The organism is Colwellia sp. BRX9-1, from assembly GCF_014077195.1.
Taxonomy (GTDB): Bacteria; Pseudomonadota; Gammaproteobacteria; order Enterobacterales; family Alteromonadaceae; genus Colwellia_A.
Window position 1 is genome coordinate 92,543 of sequence record NZ_JACGVM010000005.1, and the last position, 21,873, is coordinate 114,415.

At 38.3% G+C, this 21,873-nt stretch carries 22 protein-coding genes; 13 read left to right on the plus strand and 9 right to left on the minus strand.

Features of this window, described 5'->3' with window-relative positions; genetic code table 11:
- Nucleotides 1-164 precede the first annotated feature (164 nt).
- The 5 genes from trxA to arfA all read left to right on the plus strand — a co-directional run bounded on the left by trxA (nucleotide 165) and on the right by arfA (nucleotide 4,635).
- The gene (trxA, locus tag H4J76_RS06995) at nucleotides 165-491 is read left to right on the plus strand and encodes a thioredoxin TrxA (RefSeq protein WP_070375344.1); all 327 of its coding nucleotides are present in this window, start codon (nucleotides 165-167) and stop codon (nucleotides 489-491) included.
- Between the two features lie 214 nt (nucleotides 492-705).
- A complete protein-coding gene (gene rho / locus H4J76_RS07000; protein ID WP_070375345.1) occupies nucleotides 706-1,965 on the plus strand; it encodes a transcription termination factor Rho in 1,260 nt (419 codons plus the stop codon).
- A 138-nt stretch (nucleotides 1,966-2,103) separates the two neighbouring features.
- Nucleotides 2,104-3,606: a 4-hydroxy-3-polyprenylbenzoate decarboxylase gene (gene ubiD / locus H4J76_RS07005; protein ID WP_070375346.1), complete on the plus strand. Its 1,503-nt coding sequence runs from the start codon at nucleotides 2,104-2,106 to the stop codon at nucleotides 3,604-3,606.
- A gap of 53 nt (nucleotides 3,607-3,659) precedes the next feature.
- Nucleotides 3,660-4,355: an NAD(P)H-flavin reductase gene (fre, locus tag H4J76_RS07010; protein WP_070375347.1), complete on the plus strand. Its 696-nt coding sequence runs from the start codon at nucleotides 3,660-3,662 to the stop codon at nucleotides 4,353-4,355.
- Nucleotides 4,356-4,431: 76 nt separating this feature from the next.
- Entirely contained in the window at nucleotides 4,432-4,635 is a 204-nt protein-coding gene (arfA, locus tag H4J76_RS07015; protein WP_070375348.1) for an alternative ribosome rescue factor ArfA, read from the plus strand.
- Nucleotides 4,636-4,735: 100 nt separating this feature from the next.
- Here the strand turns inward: arfA and H4J76_RS07020 are convergent, their stop codons facing one another.
- The 7 genes from H4J76_RS07020 to cyaY are packed head-to-tail and all read right to left on the minus strand — an operon-like array spanning nucleotide 4,736 to nucleotide 10,519.
- Entirely contained in the window at nucleotides 4,736-5,164 is a 429-nt protein-coding gene (locus H4J76_RS07020) for a hypothetical protein (RefSeq protein ID WP_182230365.1), read from the minus strand.
- Between the two features lie 53 nt (nucleotides 5,165-5,217).
- Complete coding sequence (locus H4J76_RS07025; protein WP_182230311.1) at nucleotides 5,218-5,856, minus strand: hypothetical protein; 639 nt, start codon at nucleotides 5,854-5,856, stop codon at nucleotides 5,218-5,220.
- Nucleotides 5,853-7,097 carry a heme biosynthesis HemY N-terminal domain-containing protein gene (locus H4J76_RS07030; protein ID WP_182230312.1) on the minus strand — a complete coding sequence of 415 codons (1,245 nt, stop codon included), beginning with the start codon at nucleotides 7,095-7,097 and terminating at the stop codon, nucleotides 5,853-5,855. The genes H4J76_RS07025 and H4J76_RS07030 overlap by 4 nt, the downstream gene beginning before the upstream one ends.
- A complete protein-coding gene (locus tag H4J76_RS07035) occupies nucleotides 7,097-8,521 on the minus strand; it encodes a uroporphyrinogen-III C-methyltransferase (protein WP_182230313.1) in 1,425 nt (474 codons plus the stop codon). Before H4J76_RS07035 ends, H4J76_RS07030 begins: the two co-directional genes overlap by 1 nt.
- Nucleotides 8,514-9,272 (minus strand): uroporphyrinogen-III synthase, encoded by a 759-nt coding sequence (locus tag H4J76_RS07040; protein ID WP_182221380.1) that lies wholly within the window; start codon nucleotides 9,270-9,272, stop codon nucleotides 8,514-8,516. The genes H4J76_RS07035 and H4J76_RS07040 overlap by 8 nt, the downstream gene beginning before the upstream one ends.
- Nucleotides 9,259-10,194 carry a hydroxymethylbilane synthase gene (gene hemC, locus H4J76_RS07045; protein ID WP_182230314.1) on the minus strand — a complete coding sequence of 312 codons (936 nt, stop codon included), beginning with the start codon at nucleotides 10,192-10,194 and terminating at the stop codon, nucleotides 9,259-9,261. The genes H4J76_RS07040 and hemC overlap by 14 nt, the downstream gene beginning before the upstream one ends.
- A 4-nt stretch (nucleotides 10,195-10,198) precedes the next feature.
- Nucleotides 10,199-10,519: an iron donor protein CyaY gene (cyaY, locus tag H4J76_RS07050; RefSeq protein WP_070375355.1), complete on the minus strand. Its 321-nt coding sequence runs from the start codon at nucleotides 10,517-10,519 to the stop codon at nucleotides 10,199-10,201.
- An 81-nt stretch (nucleotides 10,520-10,600) separates the two neighbouring features.
- Here cyaY and H4J76_RS07055 point away from each other — a divergent pair, with 81 nt between their 5' ends.
- The 8 genes from H4J76_RS07055 (at nucleotide 10,601) to H4J76_RS07090 (ending at nucleotide 19,983) form a co-directional block, all read left to right on the plus strand.
- On the plus strand, nucleotides 10,601-10,807 hold the full coding sequence (locus H4J76_RS07055; RefSeq protein ID WP_070375356.1) for an LPS translocon maturation chaperone LptM: 207 nt from the start codon (nucleotides 10,601-10,603) through the stop codon (nucleotides 10,805-10,807).
- 2 nt (nucleotides 10,808-10,809) lie between these two features.
- The gene (gene lysA, locus H4J76_RS07060; protein ID WP_182221378.1) at nucleotides 10,810-12,060 is read left to right on the plus strand and encodes a diaminopimelate decarboxylase; all 1,251 of its coding nucleotides are present in this window, start codon (nucleotides 10,810-10,812) and stop codon (nucleotides 12,058-12,060) included.
- Nucleotides 12,061-12,085: 25 nt separating this feature from the next.
- On the plus strand, nucleotides 12,086-12,916 hold the full coding sequence (gene dapF / locus H4J76_RS07065; protein WP_182221377.1) for a diaminopimelate epimerase: 831 nt from the start codon (nucleotides 12,086-12,088) through the stop codon (nucleotides 12,914-12,916).
- 48 nt (nucleotides 12,917-12,964) lie between these two features.
- Nucleotides 12,965-13,648 carry a DUF484 family protein gene (locus tag H4J76_RS07070; RefSeq protein WP_259364684.1) on the plus strand — a complete coding sequence of 228 codons (684 nt, stop codon included), beginning with the start codon at nucleotides 12,965-12,967 and terminating at the stop codon, nucleotides 13,646-13,648.
- Nucleotides 13,649-13,656: 8 nt separating this feature from the next.
- The gene (locus H4J76_RS07075; RefSeq protein ID WP_182221376.1) at nucleotides 13,657-14,418 is read left to right on the plus strand and encodes an HAD-IA family hydrolase; all 762 of its coding nucleotides are present in this window, start codon (nucleotides 13,657-13,659) and stop codon (nucleotides 14,416-14,418) included.
- Nucleotides 14,419-14,464: 46 nt separating this feature from the next.
- Nucleotides 14,465-16,639, plus strand: a complete 2,175-nt coding sequence (uvrD, locus tag H4J76_RS07080; RefSeq protein ID WP_182221375.1) for a DNA helicase II — start codon at nucleotides 14,465-14,467, stop codon at nucleotides 16,637-16,639.
- Between the two features lie 63 nt (nucleotides 16,640-16,702).
- Nucleotides 16,703-17,956: a diguanylate cyclase gene (locus H4J76_RS07085; RefSeq protein ID WP_182221374.1), complete on the plus strand. Its 1,254-nt coding sequence runs from the start codon at nucleotides 16,703-16,705 to the stop codon at nucleotides 17,954-17,956.
- 116 nt (nucleotides 17,957-18,072) lie between these two features.
- Nucleotides 18,073-19,983: a YfiR/HmsC family protein gene (locus tag H4J76_RS07090; RefSeq protein ID WP_182230315.1), complete on the plus strand. Its 1,911-nt coding sequence runs from the start codon at nucleotides 18,073-18,075 to the stop codon at nucleotides 19,981-19,983.
- A 233-nt stretch (nucleotides 19,984-20,216) separates the two neighbouring features.
- On the opposite strand, the gene rarD is transcribed toward H4J76_RS07090, so the two are convergent.
- Nucleotides 20,217-21,140: an EamA family transporter RarD gene (gene rarD / locus H4J76_RS07095; protein WP_182217127.1), complete on the minus strand. Its 924-nt coding sequence runs from the start codon at nucleotides 21,138-21,140 to the stop codon at nucleotides 20,217-20,219.
- Between the two features lie 253 nt (nucleotides 21,141-21,393).
- The gene (locus H4J76_RS07100; protein WP_182230316.1) at nucleotides 21,394-21,861 is read right to left on the minus strand and encodes a thioesterase family protein; all 468 of its coding nucleotides are present in this window, start codon (nucleotides 21,859-21,861) and stop codon (nucleotides 21,394-21,396) included.
- Nucleotides 21,862-21,873 lie beyond the last annotated feature (12 nt).

Sequence of the window (21,873 nt, forward strand, 5' to 3'; positions counted from 1 at the left end):
CAGGTTATATAGTTAATAAAAAACGGTATCGAGTAAATGTATTCATAAATACTCAATTAATGTTAGAAATAGCCAACAGTTATAAGATCAAAGTTGGTAATTCATAATGATGGCGTTATAATCCCCACCAATTGGCAAAATGCCACCATTTAACGGAGATAGAAATGAGCGATAGAATTGTTCAGTTAACAGACGACAGTTTTGATACTGACGTAATTACCGCCTCAGGCCTTATATTAGTCGATTTTTGGGCTGAATGGTGTGGTCCTTGTAAAATGATCGCACCTTTATTAAATGACATTGCAGAAGAATATGCAGGTCAAGTAACTGTTGGTAAATTAAATATCGATCAAAACTCAATTACTCCACCTAAATACGGTATTCGTGGTATTCCTACGTTATTGTTATTTAAAGATGGCGCAGTCGCTGATACTAAGGTTGGCGCTTTATCTAAAACTCAATTAAAAGAGTTTATTGATAATAATTTATAAGTTTTCATAAAAAGGTTCGTATTTACGAGCCTTTTTTGTATATATTAGCTTATTAATTAAAGAAGAAAGCCATAGATCAAATTTTGATCCTTTACCTGATTAAATTTTAGTGCTAAATTTAGCTTTCTAATGAACCACATTTCAAACCAAACTCCAATTTCAATGATGCCAACAGGCAAACTCACTTCAATATAAATAGTTAAAGAACCCCACTATGAACCTGATCGAACTTAAAGAAAAACCAATAAGCGAACTTGTCGAGCTTGCCGCATCTATGAAGCTTGATAATTTAGGCCGCAATCGTAAACAAGACATAATTTTTGCTATATTAAATGCTCATGCCGAAAACGATAATGATATTTTTGGTGGCGGTGTTCTAGAAATTTTACAAGACGGCTTTGGTTTTTTGCGTTCTTCAGATTCCTCATATTTAGCAGGACCTGATGATATTTATGTTTCACCGAGTCAAATTCGCCGTTTCAGTATGCGAACGGGTGATACTATTCACGGAAAAATCCGTCCACCTAAAAAAGGTGAACGTTATTTCGCGTTATTAAAAGTAGCAGAAGTTAATTTCGACAAGCCAGAAAATGTTCGCAACAAAATACTCTTTGAAAATTTAACCCCAATCCATCCTGATGAACGTTTAATCATGGAACGTGGTAATGGTTCAACTGAAGATATTACCGCACGTGTTTTAGATTTGGCTTCTCCAATTGGTAAAGGGCAACGTGGTTTAATTGTTGCTCCACCAAAAGCGGGTAAAACATTATTACTACAAAACATTGCGCAAAGTATTGCTCATAACCATCCTGATGCCGAGTTAATGGTATTGCTTATCGATGAACGTCCAGAAGAAGTGACAGAGATGCAGCGCTTGGTAAAAGGCGAAGTCATTGCATCAACGTTCGATGAACCAGCAAACCGCCATGTACAAGTAGCTGAAATGGTTATTGAAAAGGCTAAGCGTTTAGTTGAACATAAAAAAGATGTTGTTATTCTACTTGACTCAATTACACGTTTAGCTCGAGCTTATAACACGGTTATTCCATCATCAGGTAAAATTCTTACCGGTGGTGTTGACGCCAATGCTTTACACCGTCCAAAACGCTTTTTTGGTGCCGCGCGTAATATTGAGCACGGTGGTAGTTTAACGATTATCGCGACAGCTCTAGTAGAAACCGGCTCTAAAATGGACGAAGTTATTTACGAAGAGTTTAAAGGTACCGGTAACATGGAATTACACCTTTCTCGTAAAGTGTCTGAAAAGCGTGTTTTCCCAGCGATTAATATTAATCGTAGTGGTACTCGTCGTGAAGAATTGATCACTAAACCTGCAGAATTACAGAAAATGTGGATTTTACGTAAAATTGTTCATGAAATGGACGAAGTTGGTGCAATTGAATTCCTCATCGACAAACTAGCAATGACTAAAACGAATAACGAATTTTTTGATTCTATGAAACGTAAATAGTTTATTGGTCGCTTATTCACATCCGTGTGATTGCGACATACCGTACATCCTGTACATAAACGCCAGTGTTAGCAATAACAGCTGGCGTTTTTGCTTAAAACACTGTCAAACTATTAAGCGGATGAGTGATTTAAATTTATGAAATATAGTGACTTAAGAGACTTTATAAAACAGTTGGAAAAAATAGGCCAGCTCAAGCGTATTTCCCAGCCTATTTCTACAGATTTAACGATGACCGAAATCAGTGACCGTACGCTACGTGCTGAGGGGCCAGCGTTATTATTTGAAAACCCCGTCGACAAAAATGGTGTACCACATGGCATGCCAGTACTAACTAATTTGTTTGGTACGCCTGATCGTGTTGCCTTGGCTATGGGACAACCTGATGTGCGTGCTTTACGTGATGTTGGTAAATTACTTGCCATGTTAAAAGAGCCTGAACCTCCTAAAGGTTTTCGTGACGCGATAAGTAAAATCCCGGTTTATAAGCAAGTATTAAATATGCCGGTAAAAATGATTAAAAAGCCGTTGTGTCAGCAAGTTATTATTGAGGGTGCCGATGTAGATTTAAATAAACTACCTATTCAAAAATGTTGGCCAGGTGATGTTGCTCCTTTAATTACTTGGGGGTTAACGGTTACACGAGGTCCTCATAAAGAACGTCAAAATTTAGGTATTTATCGACAGCAATTAATCAGTAAAAATAAAATTATTATGCGTTGGTTATCACATCGTGGTGGTGCATTAGATTTTCAAGAATTTAAGCAAACCAATCCAGGTGAAAAATACCCTATTTCTGTTGCTTTAGGTGCAGATCCTGCCACTATTTTAGGCGCGGTAACGCCTGTTCCTGATACTTTATCAGAGTACGCTTTTGCTGGCTTACTACGTGGTGCTAAAACAGAAGTGGCAAAATGTATTAGTAACGATTTAGAAGTACCGGCGACGGCTGAGATTATTTTAGAAGGTTATCTAGACCCAGCTGAAGTTGCTCCAGAAGGACCATACGGCGATCATACCGGTTACTATAATGAAGTTGATAACTTCCCTGTGATGACGGTAACCCATATTACTCATCGTAAAGACCCTATTTATCACAGTACTTATACTGGCCGTCCACCGGATGAACCCGCCATTTTAGGTGTGGCATTAAATGAAGTGTTTGTGCCTATTTTACAGAAACAATTTCCTGAAATTCAGGATTTCTATTTACCACCCGAAGGTTGTTCATATCGTTTGGCGATTGTTACTATTAAAAAGCAATATGCTGGACATGCAAAACGCGTAATGATGGGTGTTTGGTCTTTCCTACGTCAATTTATGTATACTAAGTTTGTTATTGTTTGTGACGATGATATTAATGCTCGTGATTGGAAAGATGTAATTTGGGCAATGACCACGCGGATGGATCCAAGTCGAGATACGGTATTAATTGAAAACACACCGATTGATTATTTAGACTTTGCATCTCCTGTGTCTGGTTTAGGTTCAAAGATGGGTATGGATGCAACAAATAAATGGCCAGGTGAAACAAATCGCGAATGGGGTGAACCTATCGTGATGACCGAAGAAGTTAAAACAGATGTTGATAATATTTGGGATGAACTTAATATATTTCCAACAACTGATAAAAAGAATTAGTAACTGTTATCCTGAACATGTTTTAGGATCTGAATAATGAAAGGTTTAAATAAATGAATAAAATTAAGTGTCAGGTAGAATCATTAACATCTCTGACAGAGTTTGTTTATAAAGTGCTATTAAAGCCAAGTGAGCAAATTGATTTTCAAGCCGGCCAATACTTAAATTTTGTGATGAGTGAGGATGATAAACGTCCTTTCTCTATTGCCAGTGCACCCAATGCTGAATTAATTGAACTACAAATTGGTGCTTCAGGTGCTGACAGTTACCCAATGCAAGTTATTGAACATATTAAAGCCAATAATACCGTTACTGTAGAAATGCCACTAGGCAATGCGCAGCTGCGCAGTGAAAGCGAACGTCCGCTTTTACTTTTGGCGGGTGGTACAGGGTTTTCTTATATAAAATCTATGTATGAATTGTTAGCGTCACAAAGGTCATCGCGAAAGATTACTGTTTATTGGGGTTTGCGTGATCAAAGTGCTTGTTATGAACTAGAAAAAACAGCTAAAATTATTGCAGGTCTAGAAAATGGTACTTTTCACCCGGTGGTAGAGAACCCTGATGACAATTGGCAAGGTCAAGTTGGCATGGTTCACCACGTTGTGATGAAAGATATTAAAAATTTAGCCGATTATGATATTTATTTGGCTGGACGTTTTGATATGGTAGGCGCAGTTCGCACCGACTTTTTAGCGCAAGGAGCCTTAGTTGAACATATGTTTGCTGATGCTTTTGCCTATATTTAATATTAGATAAAGTTTTTAAATGAATAACCGATAAAGCCATCATACCGATGGCTTTTATTATTGAAGAGTAAAATTAATGAGTAAAAATAAACAGGGTCAAGTATTGCAAAATACTTTAGCAACAGACTTAGGGCGAGGGAAAATCAAAGATAATTTTTTCGCGGCTCTTGTCACATCGAAAGTTTATAAACTGCAGGTGGTGCAGGCTAAAAAAGGTAAAGGTTCATTCAAACGTAGCAACAAACATCAAGGTAGAGAACCTTATTTAATGAATGCTTAGTACGTTAGTATTTATTAAATAGGGCTTTGTGAAGATAGTCATCATGGCGTAGGTGCCGATGACTATTTTATTTTTTATAATGACTGACTAGATTAAGTGGCTATTTATTCGCGATTCTATTGATACTTAAACCATCAATTAAAAAGCCATGACTCGCTAACCAAGTTGATGCATCTTTAGCATTGGTAAACACTTGCCGTTCATAAGACGCATCAGTATGGGGTATTAGCCTTTCTAATTGCATTTCTTTGGCTGCGCTCTTTGTGTAAATATGACAATCTTTGCTGCAACCATTGTCCTTGAACCACTGGCAATGTTCTTCAATATGTTTATCAATTGCAGGAACACCGAACTCCCAATCCTCAAAAGAAGAAACAATAGCCCAAGGACTACCTTTAAGCGGGCTCGCTTTAGCACGAAACTCTTTAACATAAGCAATAATAGCTTCTTCGTTCCAAGTGCCAGAAAACCATTGCACAACAACATTGCCACGAACTTCAATTTTCCATTCTCCGTGAATGCTAAACATAATAGGCCTCTTTTATTTGCTTTTGATATAATGTGCTTAAGCTGAAAATATTTTTAGATTGAGTCTTTTAATATACTTTGTGGGCTAGCAACAAATATTTGATAGGGTAAAGGCTCAGCCAGTAAACTTTCGTCAACAGTAAACTCAACGAAGCCACTTTTAGTAAAAAAGTGAGTGAGATCATCTATCGCCACTTTTTCAGTTTGCAAATCAGCCGCTTGATAATAAGCTTTAATACCTTCATCCTCACATTCATCGGCATCAACAAAGAGATGCATTGGCATACTTAAGACCGTAATAGATTGAGCCTTTTGATGATGTTTAACAATTTCTTTAAGCAGGTATTGCCCAATCGCTTGTTTACGATATTGTGGCAGAACACTGATCGCTTCAAGTAAAATATGTGTTTTAGCTTTTTTGGTCTCAGCAGTAATGCTTAATTGTTCACATAAGCCTTGTTCAAGGTTTTGGCCTTTAAAATAAAGGTTAAGTGGAATTTCCCAGTCAGTATCTTCGTTGGCTAATAAAGTATAAGAGCCAACAGCATCACGGTGTTTATTGAGGGTGATTAGCTCAATTTCAGCTTTAGCAATAATATCGCCTTGCTCGTTTTTTACATTGATTTCTTGGCATAATTGCCAATCAAAAGCACCGGCAATTTCAGGTTTTCTAAAGTCGACTGTTAAATTCATTTTTGTTCGTTTCCGTTATTTATAACTAAGGTATTATTGTTAAAGCTGCCAATTTGACCTAAAGCTTTATTTAATACTTGATTGGCTTTTTTATATTCGCCTTGCTGCTCTAATACTTGAGAAAAATTCAGCAGATCAATAACATCATATTGTGTACCTGCTAAATTAATTAGGCTATTAAAGGCTTTTTCTGCCATCGGCAGTTGTTGAGATTTTGCGGCTAAATTAGCTAAACAACTTAACCATTTTCCGCTGTGAGGATCATTATGTAACTGTTTTTGAACGGCACTGATTAATTCATCAGTCGCCGAAATAGGTAGCTGGCGAATATTCTTTAAAAAAGTATCGTCTGCGCCTTTTTTAATCACGGGTAATAATATTTTATTGAGTGGTTCAGTGATCTTATGCTCGGCTAATACTTGACAATAAGCCCAGAGAATAACTTCATTATGTTTTAATTTTCGAGTAAGTTTGTGCCACCGCTGTGCCAATGAATCGTTATTTTCTTTGCGTATTGTTTCATTAAAAGCACCATAGAAAGCGCTTGCTTCCCATAATGCTATTTTTTCATTCGTAATAGTTTTTTGTTTACGGGCTGAAACAAGTTGCTCTATCACATAATCAAAACGTTTTTCTTGCAAGCTTAAGATGATCTCTAAGCTTAATAACCTTGCATCATGACCAATTTGTTTGTGATGTTTATCAATAATACCCCGTGCCTGTGCAAAGTCTTCCTGAGAGATTAATAACTTAATCGTCACGAGTACTGATTCTAAACCAGAGCCTTTAACGCCATTGTCTTCTTGTGCTAATAAAGCTAAGTAGTGATTAGTGTTTGATCGCAGCGATTGTTTCGACGATGCTGCAGCAGCCAATAGATAAGACGTATGAGTAAATCTTGAGGGTTCAGCCGCTTTAGCAAACAAATGCTCTGCTTGTTGGTTGTCTTCAAGAATAAAAGCAGCAATGCCGCGATTAAAGTCCCTTAAACCTCGACGGCGATTAGCAAAAGCAATTTTGTTCCAGCCGCCAAAACCCAAACGTAGACTGCCACGCACAAGTGTCATCGATAACCCTAAGGCGATAAATAATAGCGTTAACATAATACATGCCATTACTACGGTTGATTCTATGGTTAAATCGCCCATCGCAATTAAGATATAACCTTTTTCATTTATTAGTAGTGGGCTAATAGCAACCGCAGCAAAAAATATTAATATCCACAGTATTAATTTTTTCATTATAAGGCCTCATTCGTGCTGTTAGGCTGCACTTTTGACTCTTGTGGTGCAACTTCTTCAGGTGGTGTTTGAGATGAGCCATTTAGGGCTTTTTCTTTGCCCTCGGGTAATTTATCAGGCATTACTTGAGGCGTTAATTGTTCAAGTGTTGGTTTTAAAGGCGTTTCTGCTAGCACTTTACTCATCGCTTTTAGCGATAAAAGCGTACTGGGGTAATCATAAGTGATTATCTTACCTTTTAGTTTTTGAATAGCTTGATAAAAGCTTTGATTTTCAACTTTTTGCATATCAAAATATTCTGTTAACCATAGTTGAATGTCATTTAAGGTTTGATTATAAATTTTCTGTTTTTTCTCTGTCACTGCCCACTGAGCTAATTGTAACTTTAAGCTAAGGTTCTCAATAAGGTTTTGTTGATGTTGTGGCGACATTAATGGTTTTACATTACCACTACTTCTGCGGACAGTAATAAAATCTGCAAGAATTTTTTGCCATGTTTTAGCGAGGTTTTCTCGCCAATCATTGGTGCTTTCAGATAATGTGAAATCACTGCTCTTGTTGTCATTATCTGGAATTTTAACCATAGCCAAGGGTAAGTTTGCCAGTTGATGACTCATCGCCATTAAGGTCATAACGGTTTCTTCGTTGTCTACAACAGGTATTAATGTTAACTGTGCGATGTCTTGACGAATTAATTGACGAATAGGTAAAAACTGCGGATCTTTAAGTTCTTTGAGACGCATATCCGCATCTTGTAACAAGCCAATTGCAGCTCTTGTATCTTGCTCTAGCCACATCGTGCGAGTGGCAATACGAATAAGGTACTCTGCTTCGTGTAATAACCAATCACTGGGTTGATTTTGTGATAATCGTTCAACAGTCTTTTCAAGTTGAGCGATTTTAACTTGGCTGTCTGTTGTTATTGTTGCAATCTCACGGTTTAAGCGCTGTGAAAACATGGTTTGTTGCTGAGCAAATAACTGCTTAACTTTTTGCTCACTACTGGCCAAACTTTGTTGGGTTTTTTGCTCACTAGTGGCTAAAATTTGCTGAGTTTGTTGTAAAAACTCTGCTTTGCTCTGGGCTTGTTGTTGTATATCCCAGTAATATAAACCGCCGACACCAACACTTGCTGCTAAAGCTATGATTAAGGAAACTACGGCAGTCTTAGATAATTTTTGTTTATTCATTTTTGTATCATTCGCCACCGGTGATTTAGCTTTTTTTTCCGAGGTTTTAATGGCTGGTTTTTTCTCATTAACCACAGCGGAGGCTTTATTTTTTTCGGGGGACTTCTGTTCTTCACTCGAGGATGCTGTTGTCGCTGACGCTAGTGAAATAGAAGTTGAAAAACCTTGCTCTGACTTTTCGTCAGTCGCTTTTGTTTCTGAAGTATTTGACTCGTTTAGCTTTTTATCAGTCATTATTTTTTCCATATGAAGTGATTGCACTAAGCATGGCTTGATCATTAGCACCGTTAGCATTAATGATATTGAGTAATCCTAGTTGTTTCGCTTGTTCGGCAATGCGCTCACTAGCGACAATCCATAAACAAGTAGTTTGCCAATAACTCTCTGAATGCTTTATTAAGTGTACTATGCTTTCTAGCAAAGCGTTACTGGTTATGACAATACAATTTATTCGCTGATTTCGCCATTGTTGAACCTGTTTTTGCGTGACGGGAAGCCAGACTTTTTTATAGCTTTCTAAATAGTGAACTTTGGCGCCTCGCAAGGTGAGTTGCTGGGCAATATGCTCTCGACCACCGTCACCACGAACAATAATAATGGTTTCGCCACTGATTGTTTTTTCATCAAGTATATTAAGTGTTAATAAACCTTCACTGGTATGAAGTTCAGGGGAAACAGCACTAAGCCCTTTTGCTTTTAAAGCGTTTAGTGTTGCGCTACCGATAGCAATAATGCGTTTTTGTTGCCATTGAGAAAAATCAACAGCACAATGAGCAAACTCAACCGCAGCGACACTAACAAAAATAACAATGGCTTGCGGATATTGTTTGATGAGCTTTTTAGTGGTGATTTTACAAGCAAGTGATTGATAGTCAAAGAACGGTTGGCAGTGACTGTCAATGCCGATACTTTTTAACTGTTGCGCTAAAGCACGTCCTACTTTTTCAGGACGTGTGATTAAAACGTGTGTGTTACTGTTGTGCATAAACCTGACGCAATATTCTATCAGCGCCTTTTTCAAGGAGTTGCTCAGCCAGTGTATTACCTAGTTGTTCAGCATTTTTACTATCACCAGTTATTTCACTGGTCAGTATTTCACTACCGTCAGTTGCGCCCACTAAACCACGTAAAAAAACTTGGCCATTGTTTTGAATAACAGCGTAGCTCCCAATAGGGACCTGGCAACCACCTTCTAAAGCGCGGTTCATCGCTCGTTCTGCTAACACCCGAATACGGGTAGTTTCACAACCTAATGGCGCAAGTAAAGCTTTAAGGGTTTCATCGTTCGTTCTACATTCAATTCCGACAGCACCTTGTCCGTTTGCTGGCAACATGACCTCGGGTTCAATAAACTCTTGAATTCGCTCAGGCATCGCCAAACGTATTAATCCGGCTGCGGCAAGTATAATGGCATCATATTCGCCATTATCTAATTTTTTTAAACGGGTATTTACGTTACCGCGCAAATCACGAATGTCTAAATCTGGGCGCATGGCTTTAATTTGGCATTGACGACGTAAACTTGAGGTACCAACAACAGCACCCTGTGGCAGTTCGGCTAAACTGTTAATGGTGTTGGAGACGAAGGCATCACGAGGGTCTTCACGAGGACAAATTACTTCTAAGCCTAGCCCTTCAGGAAATTCTACGGGAACATCTTTCATTGAATGAACCGCGATGTCAGCACGGTCTTCTAACATGGCAACTTCGAGTTCTTTAACAAATAAACCTTTACCACCGACTTTAGCTAAAGGTGTATCTAAAATAATATCGCCTTTGGTGGTCATGGGAACAAGTTCAACAATAATGCCAGCGTGGAAATGCTCTAATTGTGCTTTTACATATTCGGCTTGCCATAAAGCGAGTGCACTTTTACGTGTGGCAATGCGTACGGTTGTTGTGCTCATTAAATTATCCTGCGCTAATAGTTATTTCGGTGTCGGCCTGAATACTGATCGCTTTTGATAAGAATTGCCAAAGTTCGCCACCACCACGTTTGTCTGTCCATTGGCCATCTTCACACTGAAAATGATGACCATTAAATTTAGTTGCTACCCATATTTCCTGCAAGGGTGCTTGTTTATTAATGATGACTTTGCTGCCACTTTTAAAGGTCAGTGTTAACATGCCACCCACACCCTCATAATCAATGTCGGTACCACAATCTTCAATGGCTTCTTCTATTTGAAGAATAATTTCATCGGCAAGTAAATTGTATTGGCTGTCGTTCATTAATGCTTCCTTTTCTAGCGCAATGAAATTTATTCATCTTTGCTAGCTATTTGTTGGTCATGAGATTATAAAACGTCTATCATGAGAAAAAAATCGAATAAATCAAGTATGCGTAAACAAAATTCAATTATTTTAGCGTTTTTTATTATATCAGTGCTTTTAAGTGGATGTGGAATTAAAGGTCCACTAACGCAAAAATCTGTGCAAGTAAAAGTACAGCAGCAAACTGAACACGCTAATACACAGCCAAAACAAAACTCACCAGCACCAAAATCGCAGGAAAATTAATCGTGGATTTTTTCAATTACAAAAACACTTCTCTGTATGCTGAAGATTGTGCCGTTACTCAACTTGTTAAGCAACATGGTACGCCGTTATATATATATTCACGAGCGACTATTGAGCGCCACTGGCATGCGTTTGACCAAGCGGCCGGTGATAAACCACATTTAGTGTGTTATGCGGTGAAAGCCAACAGTAACATTGCCGTACTCAATGTGATGGCACGTTTAGGTAGTGGTTTTGATATCGTTTCAAAAGGCGAACTTGCTCGTGTATTACAAGCCGGCGGTGATGCCCGCAAAGTGGTGTTTTCGGGCGTTGGCAAAAAGTCAGATGAAATTGCTTTTGCCTTAGAAAAGGGTATTTACTGCTTCAATGTTGAATCAGCAGCAGAGCTAACGCGTATTCAGCAGGTAGCCGAGCGCATGAAAATGACTGCACCGGTCTCTTTAAGAGTAAACCCTGATGTAGATGCTGGTACGCATCCTTATATATCGACAGGCTTAAAAGAAAATAAATTTGGTATTAGCATTGATGATGCCTTTGAGCTTTACCAACACGCCAATAGTTTATCGAATATTGCGGTAAAGGGCATTGATTGCCATATTGGTTCGCAGTTAACTGAAGTACAACCCTTTTTAGACGCACTTGACCGAGTACTCGCACTCGTTGACCGCCTCGCAGAGGTAAATATTGCCTTATCGCATATCGATGTTGGCGGTGGTTTAGGCGTATGTTATAACGACGAAACGCCACCTCATCCTAACGAATACGCGAAAGCGATTGCGGATAAGTTAGCTGATCGTGATATTACGCTGATTTATGAGCCCGGTCGTGCCATTATGGCTAATGCTGGAATTTTAGTGACCGAAGTTGAATTACTAAAAACGAATCAAGATAGACATTTTGCGATTGTTGATGCCGCGATGAATGATTTAATTCGTCCGTCGCTTTATCAAGCATGGCAAGCGATTATCGAAGTTGAAAAAAATGAACTCACCAGTAAAAAAACTTATGACATTGTTGGTCCTATTTGTGAAACGGGTGATTTTCTGGGTAAAGCTCGAGAACTAAGTATCGTGGCCGGTGATCTCTTAGCGATCCGTTCATCGGGTGCCTATGGTTTTTCGATGAGTTCAAATTATAATAGTCGCCCAAAAGCGGCTGAAATTATGGTCGATGGTGAAGAAAATCATTTGATCCGTGCTCGGGAAACACTTGAGCAATTATGGCAAGGCGAGTCTTTGTTACCAAAATAAGTATCAAATTGAATATGGGAAGTAAATGTTAGTTAATTTTTCAAAAATGCACGGTTTAGGTAACGACTTCCTAGTACTAGACAATGTTACCCAGAATGTTTATTTGTCTAATGAGCAAATAAAGCAGTTATCCGATCGTAATTTCGGTGTCGGTTTTGATCAAGTGTTAGTGGTTGAGCCACCGTACGATCCCGATTTAGATTTTCATTATCGCATCTTTAATGCCGACGGTAGTGAAGTTGGGCAGTGTGGCAATGGTGCTCGTTGTTTTGCTAAATTTGTGCGTTTAAAAGGCTTAACGAATAAAAATAAAATTAAGGTGTCGACACAGTCAGGCAAGATGACCTTATTTGTTGAGCGCGATGGTAACGTTTCAGTGAATATGCCAACACCTAAATTTGAACCAAGCCAGATTCCATTTACTGCCCAGAAAGTAGAAGGTACTTACATTCTTCGCAGTGATGAAGACACCGTATTGTGTGGAGTGGTCTCTTTAGGTAATCCGCATTGTGTGTTGACAGTTGACTCGGTTGATGAGGCTCCTGTTGAGACGTTAGGTAAAGCCTTGTCACATCACGAACGCTTTCCCCAGCAAGTGAATGTTGGCTTTATGGAAATTGTTGCCCCTGACTATATTAAACTTCGTGTTTATGAACGTGGTTCAGCTGAAACGTTAGCCTGTGGTAGTGGTGCTTGTGCAGCAGTAGTTATTGGCCAAATACAAAATAAATTAGGTCGAGATGTTACGGTGGAATTACCGGGCGGTAACTTAAAGGTTTATTGGAAAGGACCGGGTAATTCAGTCAAAATGACCGGCCCAGCCGTACATGTATTTGACGGGCAATTAAATTTATAATCAGCATAAAGTTAGCTTATTTAACTATTTAAGATATAGAGAATTAATTTGAACGACTCAACCCCAATGCAATTAGATGAAGTAAGTTTAACGGATGATCTCATTGTTGATTACTTACATGATAACCCAGAGTTTTTTAATCGTAATCCTGAGCTGATCACTAGTCTACGTTTATCCGATGTTAATCGTGGCACCGTCTCGTTAGTGCAAAGACAACAAAGCCAGCAACGTCAAAAAATTCATGGTCTAGAAGAAGAAATCACTCAACTTATGGCGATAGCTAACCATAATGAACAGCTTTTTGCTTTGTATAGCGACTTGTATTTACGCTTGTTAGATTGCAGCTCCGCACCTGAGTTGCTTGATTGTTTGTATCAAGCAACCACAGAATTATTGTCATTATCGGGTTTGAAAGTCTGGTTAAAAGAGCATACTGAGGTTGACCATGCTAGCATCGTTAAAAACGATTGTGCAGGGGTGATGAATAATCGTTTATCCAAAGATGATTATTATTTTGGGCGCTTACAAAAAAGCGAGCAAGAACTTATTTTTTCGCAACATCAAGAAGGCTCTGTGGTCTTAATTAAGCTAAATCATATTAATGATGACATTGGTTTTATGGCGATAAGCAGTGCCGACGCCGACCACTTTGATCCACGCATGGATACTTTATTGCTTAGTCAATTTAGAAAGCTGGTGGCAAAATTACTTTTTCAACAACTGTATAAATAACACAGACAATGAAATTTTATCGTCGCTTAGCTCCCTTTCAAGCCATTAGTTTTGACCTTGATGATACCCTGTATAGTAATTATCCGGTAATGATGGCAACAGATGCCAAAATGGTTGCTTATTTTTCAGCACTTTTCTCATTACAGATCATCGCCACTCATGCGACAAAAAATACTCTTTTTGATTACCGGTTTTGGTCACCTTTTCGCGAGCAAGCCATAGCCGCGAATCCACAATTAATACACCATGTGGGTGATATACGTTTAGCCACTTACACCCTAGGCATGAAAGCATTGGGTTTAGCTGATGACATTGCGAGTGACCAAGCACAAAAAGCGTTAGATTATTTTGTTCAACAACGCAGTGATTTTGTGGTGCCAGAAGCTGTGCATCAATTATTGCAAAGCTTACAAAAAAAATATCCCTTGGTGGCCATCAGTAACGGCAATGTTGATACTGATAAAATAGGTATTTCAGCTTACTTTAGCTATCGATTTCATGCCGGGGATTTATCAACAACAGCTTTAAATAAAAATCAACGACTACGGCAAAAGCCCGCAGCAGATATGTTTGTTGAAGCTTGCGAAAAATTAATAATAAAACCGTCACAACTATTACATGTTGGTGATTGTGGTCGCTCTGATATTTTAGGTGCTATCGATGCTGGCTGCCAAACCGCATGGATTTCCTGCTATGATGTTGGCAAACCACTAACTGTTTTACCTAATATTGAGCTAGCAGATATTAGCGAATTGTGTCACTTGTTATAATTTTATCTATACTTACTTTCTACTTTTCTAAGGTTATTTTTCCGTTATGGACGTTTCTGAACTACTTGAGTCACTCAATGAAAAACAACGAGATGTTGTCGCCGCTCCACTACAAAATATGTTGGTATTAGCTGGCGCAGGAAGTGGTAAAACTCGGGTGTTAGTGCAACGTATTGCCTGGTTAATGCAAGTTGAAAACGCCTCTTCTCATAGTATTTTAGCCGTTACTTTTACCAATAAAGCAGCAGCAGAAATGCGAGTGCGTGTTGAAAAAACAGTTGAGGGTAACGTTCATGGTATGTGGGTCGGTACTTTCCATGGTTTAGCCCATCGCTTACTTCGTATGCATTTTCAAGAAGCTAAATTACCACAAAATTTTCAAGTACTTGATTCAGATGATCAACTGCGCTTAGTGAAGCGCATCGTACGTTCGTTAGGTATTGACGAAAAACGTTGGCCACCCAAGCAGATGCAGTGGTATATCAATGGAAAAAAAGATGAAGGCATTCGTCCACAGCACATAGAGGTTTACGATGATCCCACTGAGCAAACATTTGTTAAAGTTTATCAAGGATATCAAGAAGCTTGTGATCGAGCCGGTTTAGTCGATTTTGCCGAGTTATTATTGCGTGCTCATGAACTTTGGTTGAATAACCCCGTTTTGCTTGCCCATTATCAGCAACGTTTTAAGCATATTTTAGTCGACGAATTTCAAGATACTAATGCCATTCAATACGCCTGGTTAAATATTCTGGGTAATGCATCGAGTAAGGTGATGATTGTTGGTGATGACGACCAATCAATTTATGGCTGGCGTGGCGCAAAAATTGAAAATATTCAGCGTTTTCTCAATGAATTTGACGACACGAAAACTATCCGTTTAGAACAGAATTATCGCTCCACAGCCAATATTCTTAATGCGGCTAATAAACTTATCGCCAATAATAATAATCGCTTAGGTAAAAAGTTATGGACCGAAGATGAAGCGGGCGAAAAAATATCTATTTATACGGCATTCAACGAAATAGATGAAGCTCGCTTTATTGCGGGTCGAATTACGGATTGGCGTAAAGAAGGCAGCTTAGATGATGTCGCTATTTTATATCGCAGTAATGCGCAATCTCGTTTACTCGAAGAAGCGCTCTTGCAGAGTCGCTTACCTTATCGTATTTATGGTGGTCAACGCTTCTTTGAACGTTTAGAAATTAAGGATGCACTTGCTTACTTACGCTTATTAAATAATCGCGATGATGATGCGGCTTTTGAACGTATTATTAATACCCCAACACGTGGCGTTGGTAATACTAGCCTATCGTTAATACGTGACGCTGCGCGCAGTTTAGAAATGACATTATGGCAAGCGTGTCAATTCATGCTAAAAAATGATGAATTGAAAGGACGAAGTGCGAAAGTCATTCAAAATTTTATTAATATTATCGACACCCTCGAAGATGACTCTAGCCACCTTGACCTCGACCAACAGGCCAACTATGTTATTCAACACAGTGGTTTAAAAGCCATGTATCAAGCTGAAAAAGGTGAACGTGCCGAGGCAAGAATAGAAAACTTAAATGAGCTTGTTACCGCTTGTCAGACCTTCGAAGCGGACCCAGAGTTAATAGAAGAACAAACAAAACTCACCTCATTTTTAACCCATGCCGCCCTTGAAGCAGGCGAGTCACAAGCCGATGATTATGAACCCGCTGTGCAGTTAATGACTATGCACTCTGCGAAAGGTTTAGAGTTTCCATTAGTGTTTATTGCCGGCTTAGAGGAGGGAATGTTTCCCTCACAAAAATCAGTAGAAGAAATAGGACGTTTAGAAGAGGAAAGACGTTTATGTTACGTCGGCATGACACGTGCTATGAATAAGCTATACTTGTGTCATGCAGAAAGCCGTCGACTTTATGGACAAGAAAAATTCCATAAAGCCAGTCGCTTTTTACGTGAATTACCTCCTGAGTGTACCGAAGAAATAAGATTACAAAACCAAGTGACTCGTCCATCAACTAAAGGTAAGTTTTCTTCGACTTTTACACTGGAAACGTTTGAGAACAGCGGTTTTAGTTTAGGACAGTCAGTCGTTCATGCTAAATTTGGCGAAGGCGTTGTCTTAAATTATGAAGGTTCTGGAGCTCAAAGCCGTATTCAAGTTAATTTTGCTGGTGTAGGTAGTAAATGGCTGGTGGTCGCCTATGCTAATTTACAAGCCAACGTTTAATATCACATAAAAATCATTGGTTCTTTCATGTGATGCCATTATAAAAATAAGGTATGAAATTATATGTCAATGCAGTTACTCGTAGTAGAAGACAGTAAGCCTATTGCTCGTGTTATTAAGCAAATTGGCGAGGCATTAAATTATCAGGTAACTATTGCTACCACACTTGCTGAAGTAGAAGAAATTTTACAGGGCAAAAATGACTTTTTTGCTGCCACTATAGATTATGCCTTACCAGATGCTCCCAATGGCGAAGCAATAGCTTGTGTGCTCTCTCATGGTATTCCAAGTGTCGTTATGACAGGCAAAATGGATGAAACGACTCGACAGCAAATACTTGCTCAGCCCGTTGTTGACTATATCCCTAAAGAGAATAGCCAAGCTTTCCTTTATTTAAAACGTATTTTACATTGGCAAATAACCAACAGCAGTACAGGTATTCTTGTTGTTGATGATTCTTTAGCGGCACGAAATTATGTTTCTCAGCTATTAAAACGCCGCAACTTTAATGTTTATTTAGCCAATGACGGTGTGCAAGCGCTAGAACGCTTAAAGCAGCACAAAGACATTAAATTGGTGATCACCGATCTGGAAATGCCCATCATGGACGGTATCGAATTAACTAATGAAATCCGTAAAATCTATAGTCGTGATCAACTCGCTATTATTGGTATATCTGGAGCAGACAACGGTATGCATTCGGCACGCTTTATTAAAAATGGTGCTGATGACTTTTTACGTAAACCTTTTTGCCCAGAAGAGTTTTATTGTCGAATTACCCAAAATATTGAGAATTTAAACAATATTGAACAAATCCAAAAAGCAGCAAACGTAGACTATTTAACCGACTTACCTAACAGACGGGCTTTTTTCTCTAAAGCAGAACAACTGGTACCGCAATATATTAAAAGAGACATGCCTTATTGTGTTGCTATGCTCGACATTGATTTTTTCAAAAAAATCAATGATAACTACGGAAATGATGCCGGCGATCATGTCTTAAAAGTACTGGCATTATATATGCGTAAACATCTAGGATCAGGTTTGTTGGCCCGCTTAGGTGGTGAAGAGTTTGCCGTCTTAATGTACGGTACTGATGAGGATCAACTTTACACTAAATTAGACGATCTTCGTCGAGATATTTCTGTTTCTCAGCTAACTTTTGAAGAGCACCATATTGCCTTTAACATCAGTATAGGCTTGGTTTGTAATAGTACAGAGACGTTTGCTAAACAACTGAATCAAGCGGAAAGTGCGCTTTATAATGCTAAAGAAAATGGCCGCAATCAATTGAGTCTTTTTGGCGTCGATGATTAACGCTTTAGTTAAAATGTAGATGTTAAAGTTATGCCGAGCTTGAATTAACTTAAAGGTGCTTTTTTTTATAAAAAAAAGTAAAGTGGTTAAACTATTTTAACAACAGGGTGCACTAAATGAAGAAAAAAATAATGCTCATGAGCAAACATTTGCTGATGTTGTTTTGTTTTTTTATTAGCACCTCAAACTCAATTTTTGCACAGCAAATTGATAGTGAGCAAGTTAAAGCCGCTTATATTTACAATTTTATTAAACATGTTAGCTGGCAAAATGAAAATAACAAACAGCAATTTGTTGTTGGTGTTTATGGTGATGATATCTTTGCTGCCTTGCTTAATAAAACCTTGGCTAAGCGTGTCATTAGAAACAAGCCAATCAAAGTTATTGTCATAAAAAATATCGAAGCGGGTAAACAAACTGACTTGTTTTTTACTGCTGCCAATAGCAATACTGAAATAGCCGATATTGCTGCCATTCTCCGCAGTAGCAGCACACTTTTGATTACTGATAACAGTATTGATAAGCATAATGTGATGATCAACCTAGTTAACGATGTTGAAAATTCTGCGATAGATTTTGAAGTGAATAAATCAAATATTGTCTTTGAGGGTTTGGTGATGTCTGCTGAAATATTATTGTCAGGTGGGACTGAACTTCAGGTGGCTACCTTGTATAGAGAAACAGAGTTGGCATTACAAGTCATTAGGGCGCGTGAAGCAAGGTTGAACCAAAAGTTAACCGATCAAGAAAATCAAATATCCTCAGCAAAAGAAAAGCTTAATACCTTAAATAAGAATTTAACACAGCAAGAAAAAATGGCGGGTAAGCGTCAGCAAGAGCTAAATATCCTAAAAATAGATACTGAACAACAGCAACGCTCGATAAAAACCAAAGAGCTGCAATTACAGCAAGTAACAACCCAGTTAAAAGTAGCAAAAACAAACTTAGAGAACCAGCAAAGCTCGGTTGTCAATAAAGAACAAGAAAATAGGGCTATGGCTGAAAAAATATTGACTAATAAAGATATTTTGCAACGGCAACAGCAACAAATAAGTTTTCAAGGCATGCAATTAAATAAAAAAAATCAAGAGTTAGATAATCGCGAAGAACGCATTGATAAACAGCGACTTTATTTGATTGTAATGGCGTCCTTTCTTACCCTGTTAGTAGTGATTTCAGGATTGGTGGTCGTACTTTTTGTTAAAAATAGGCAGACAACACGAACATTAACTCGTACGCTCGAAAATTTACAAAAGATGCAAAAGCAATTAATTCAATCTGAAAAAATGGCGTCGTTAGGCACCTTAACTGCAGGAGTTGCCCATGAAATTAATACCCCACTTGGTATTGCGGTAACATCAACAAGTTCAGCGTTAGAAAGTACCCTAAAGATTCGTAAAAACTTTGAAACAGGCAACTTAACCCGCACGGCAATGCAACATTACTTTAGTGGTATGGAGAAGGCTTCTAACTTGAATACTAACGCTTTAGAGCGTGTTATTGAGTTGTTGAATAACTTCAAGCAAGTCGCAGCCGATCAAATGGTGGGAGAAGAGCGAGAAATTGATTTAGTCAGTTATATTGAAGAGGTCATGTCTACGTTATCGGCAGAAATGAAGCGCTTTAGGGTGAGTTATCAATATAGCGGTGAAAGTGAATTGAAAATAACCACCATTCCAGGAGCGTTAGCGCAGGTGCTAACAAATTTAGTCACGAATGCGTTAAAGCACGCTTTTGAAAATAAAGCACAGGGCAATATTGCTATCAACTTAACGAAAACCCAAGACGGTCATGTTGTTATCGTCTTTAAAGATGATGGCCATGGCATGACTCAACATGTGCTAGATAATATTTTTGAACCTTTCTTCACCACCAAAAGAAATTCTGGCGGTACTGGCTTAGGAATGAATATTGTTTATAATATTATATGTCAAAAACTACAAGGCAATATCAAAATTAAAAGTAAACTAGCCCTAGGGTCTAGTTTGCAGATCACCCTGCCAATAAAGCTTAAAGCCAATACTTAACTTAACTAAATGACATCGTCTTTTTAAATAGTCTCTACAGCATTGCTAACAGTTAAAAACTACAAGATAAGATCAAGATTGAAAGTAAACTAGCACTAGGGTCTAGTTTTCAGATCACCCTGCCAATAAAGCTTGAAAGTAAACTAGCACAAGTTTCTAGTGTTCAGCTTACTCTGGCAAAAAAGCTTAAGGCCAGTACTTAACCAACCTTAGATATAATCCCGGTAATACAATTAACGGCTTAATCCTTCATTCAATGCTAATTTACGTTTTTCATTTCTGGCTTTTAGTGAGTCAAGGCTATAAATAACTAAAGCTAACCAAATCGCAGCAAAGGTGACTAATTTAGCAGGTTGCAATGTTTCTTGATAATAGAAGGTTGCTAAAAAAAACATAATACTGGGTCCAATGTATTGAAAAAAACCTAGCGTTGATAATGTTAATCTCTTTGCCGCAGCAGTAAAACATAACAGTGGCGCTGTAGTAACTACGCCTGCAGCGATCAATAGCAGGTTTAAATTTGAGCTGTTTTCAAACATGTTAGCGGTATTAGTATTAACAAATAACAACCAATAAACAATCGCGAGCGGTAGCATCATGCTTGATTCAATTAATAAACCAACAAAAGAATCAAGGTGCATTTTTTTACGTAACAAGCCATAAATACCAAACGTTCCAGCAAGTGCTAATGAAATTACCGGTAATGAACCTAATGCAACCAGTTGAATTAACACGCCACATAATGCCAGCGCAACGGCAAACTTCTGCATTTTTCGCAAACGCTCACCTAAAAAAATAACACCGAGTGCGACACTAAATAAAGGATTGATAAAATAACCTAAACTCGCGTCTAGTAGATGATCATTATTTATCGCCCAGATGAATAAAAACCAATTTACTAATAGAAAAGTAGCGGATAAGGCAAGTTTAGCCAATAACCTAGGTTGTTTGAGTGTATCGATTAATACCCGAAATCTTTTACTGATGATAACGATTAGAAATAACAGTAGGCTCGACCAAATAATACGATGAACCATAATTTCATCAGGGCTGATAGAAGAAATTAATTTGAAATAGATGGGCGCTAAACCCCAAAGCAGATAAGCACTAATCGCGTTAATTACGCCATTACGGTCTTTGTTATCAGTTACAGTCATGATTTTCAGTAAACTTTAGCAGCAAAAATAAAGAGCCGAATTATAACACAATGATTTTAATTTCAGCGCTTTACTTGTTCGATAACCGCAAACTGTCGGCTGTATATTGATAATACTTTTGCTAACGTTATTCACTTTAATTAGCTAATAACTACTCATTTACAATGAATATCTGTTGTACGTTTTTAAATAGACCTGAATCTAGCTATCGTATGAACACAAAGCCAGCACTTTAAAAATTAACGGGTGAATATTAACCAACTAGATAAGTACCGGTGCCAAAAGCAATGTGGTCACCTTTTTCGTTATGTAATTCCATGCGAGCAACCGCGACTTTATTGCCACTACGAATAATATGAGCTGTAGCGATAAACTCCTCACCACGACCTGGTCGTAAATAATCGGTACGCAGATCTATCGTTCCTAGGCAGCTCAAACTTTGTTGAATTGTTGTTGGTGTTTTGTGCTCAAGTTGTTCAATCATATTCGCTGCCACGACAACACCACCAGCAAAATCAAGGGCTGATGCAGTGACACCACCATGTAGCGTTTTCTGTAATGGGTTGCCCATTAACTTATCTTGCCATAAAAAACGTACTTCAGAGGTATTACAATCAAATTTACTAACGGTTAGGCCCAGTAATTTATTAAAGGGAAGGCTGTGTGACCAAAAATGAGTAAGTTGCTCAATCATTTGTTTTTCATCTAAATTATTTGTCATAATCCTTCCAAT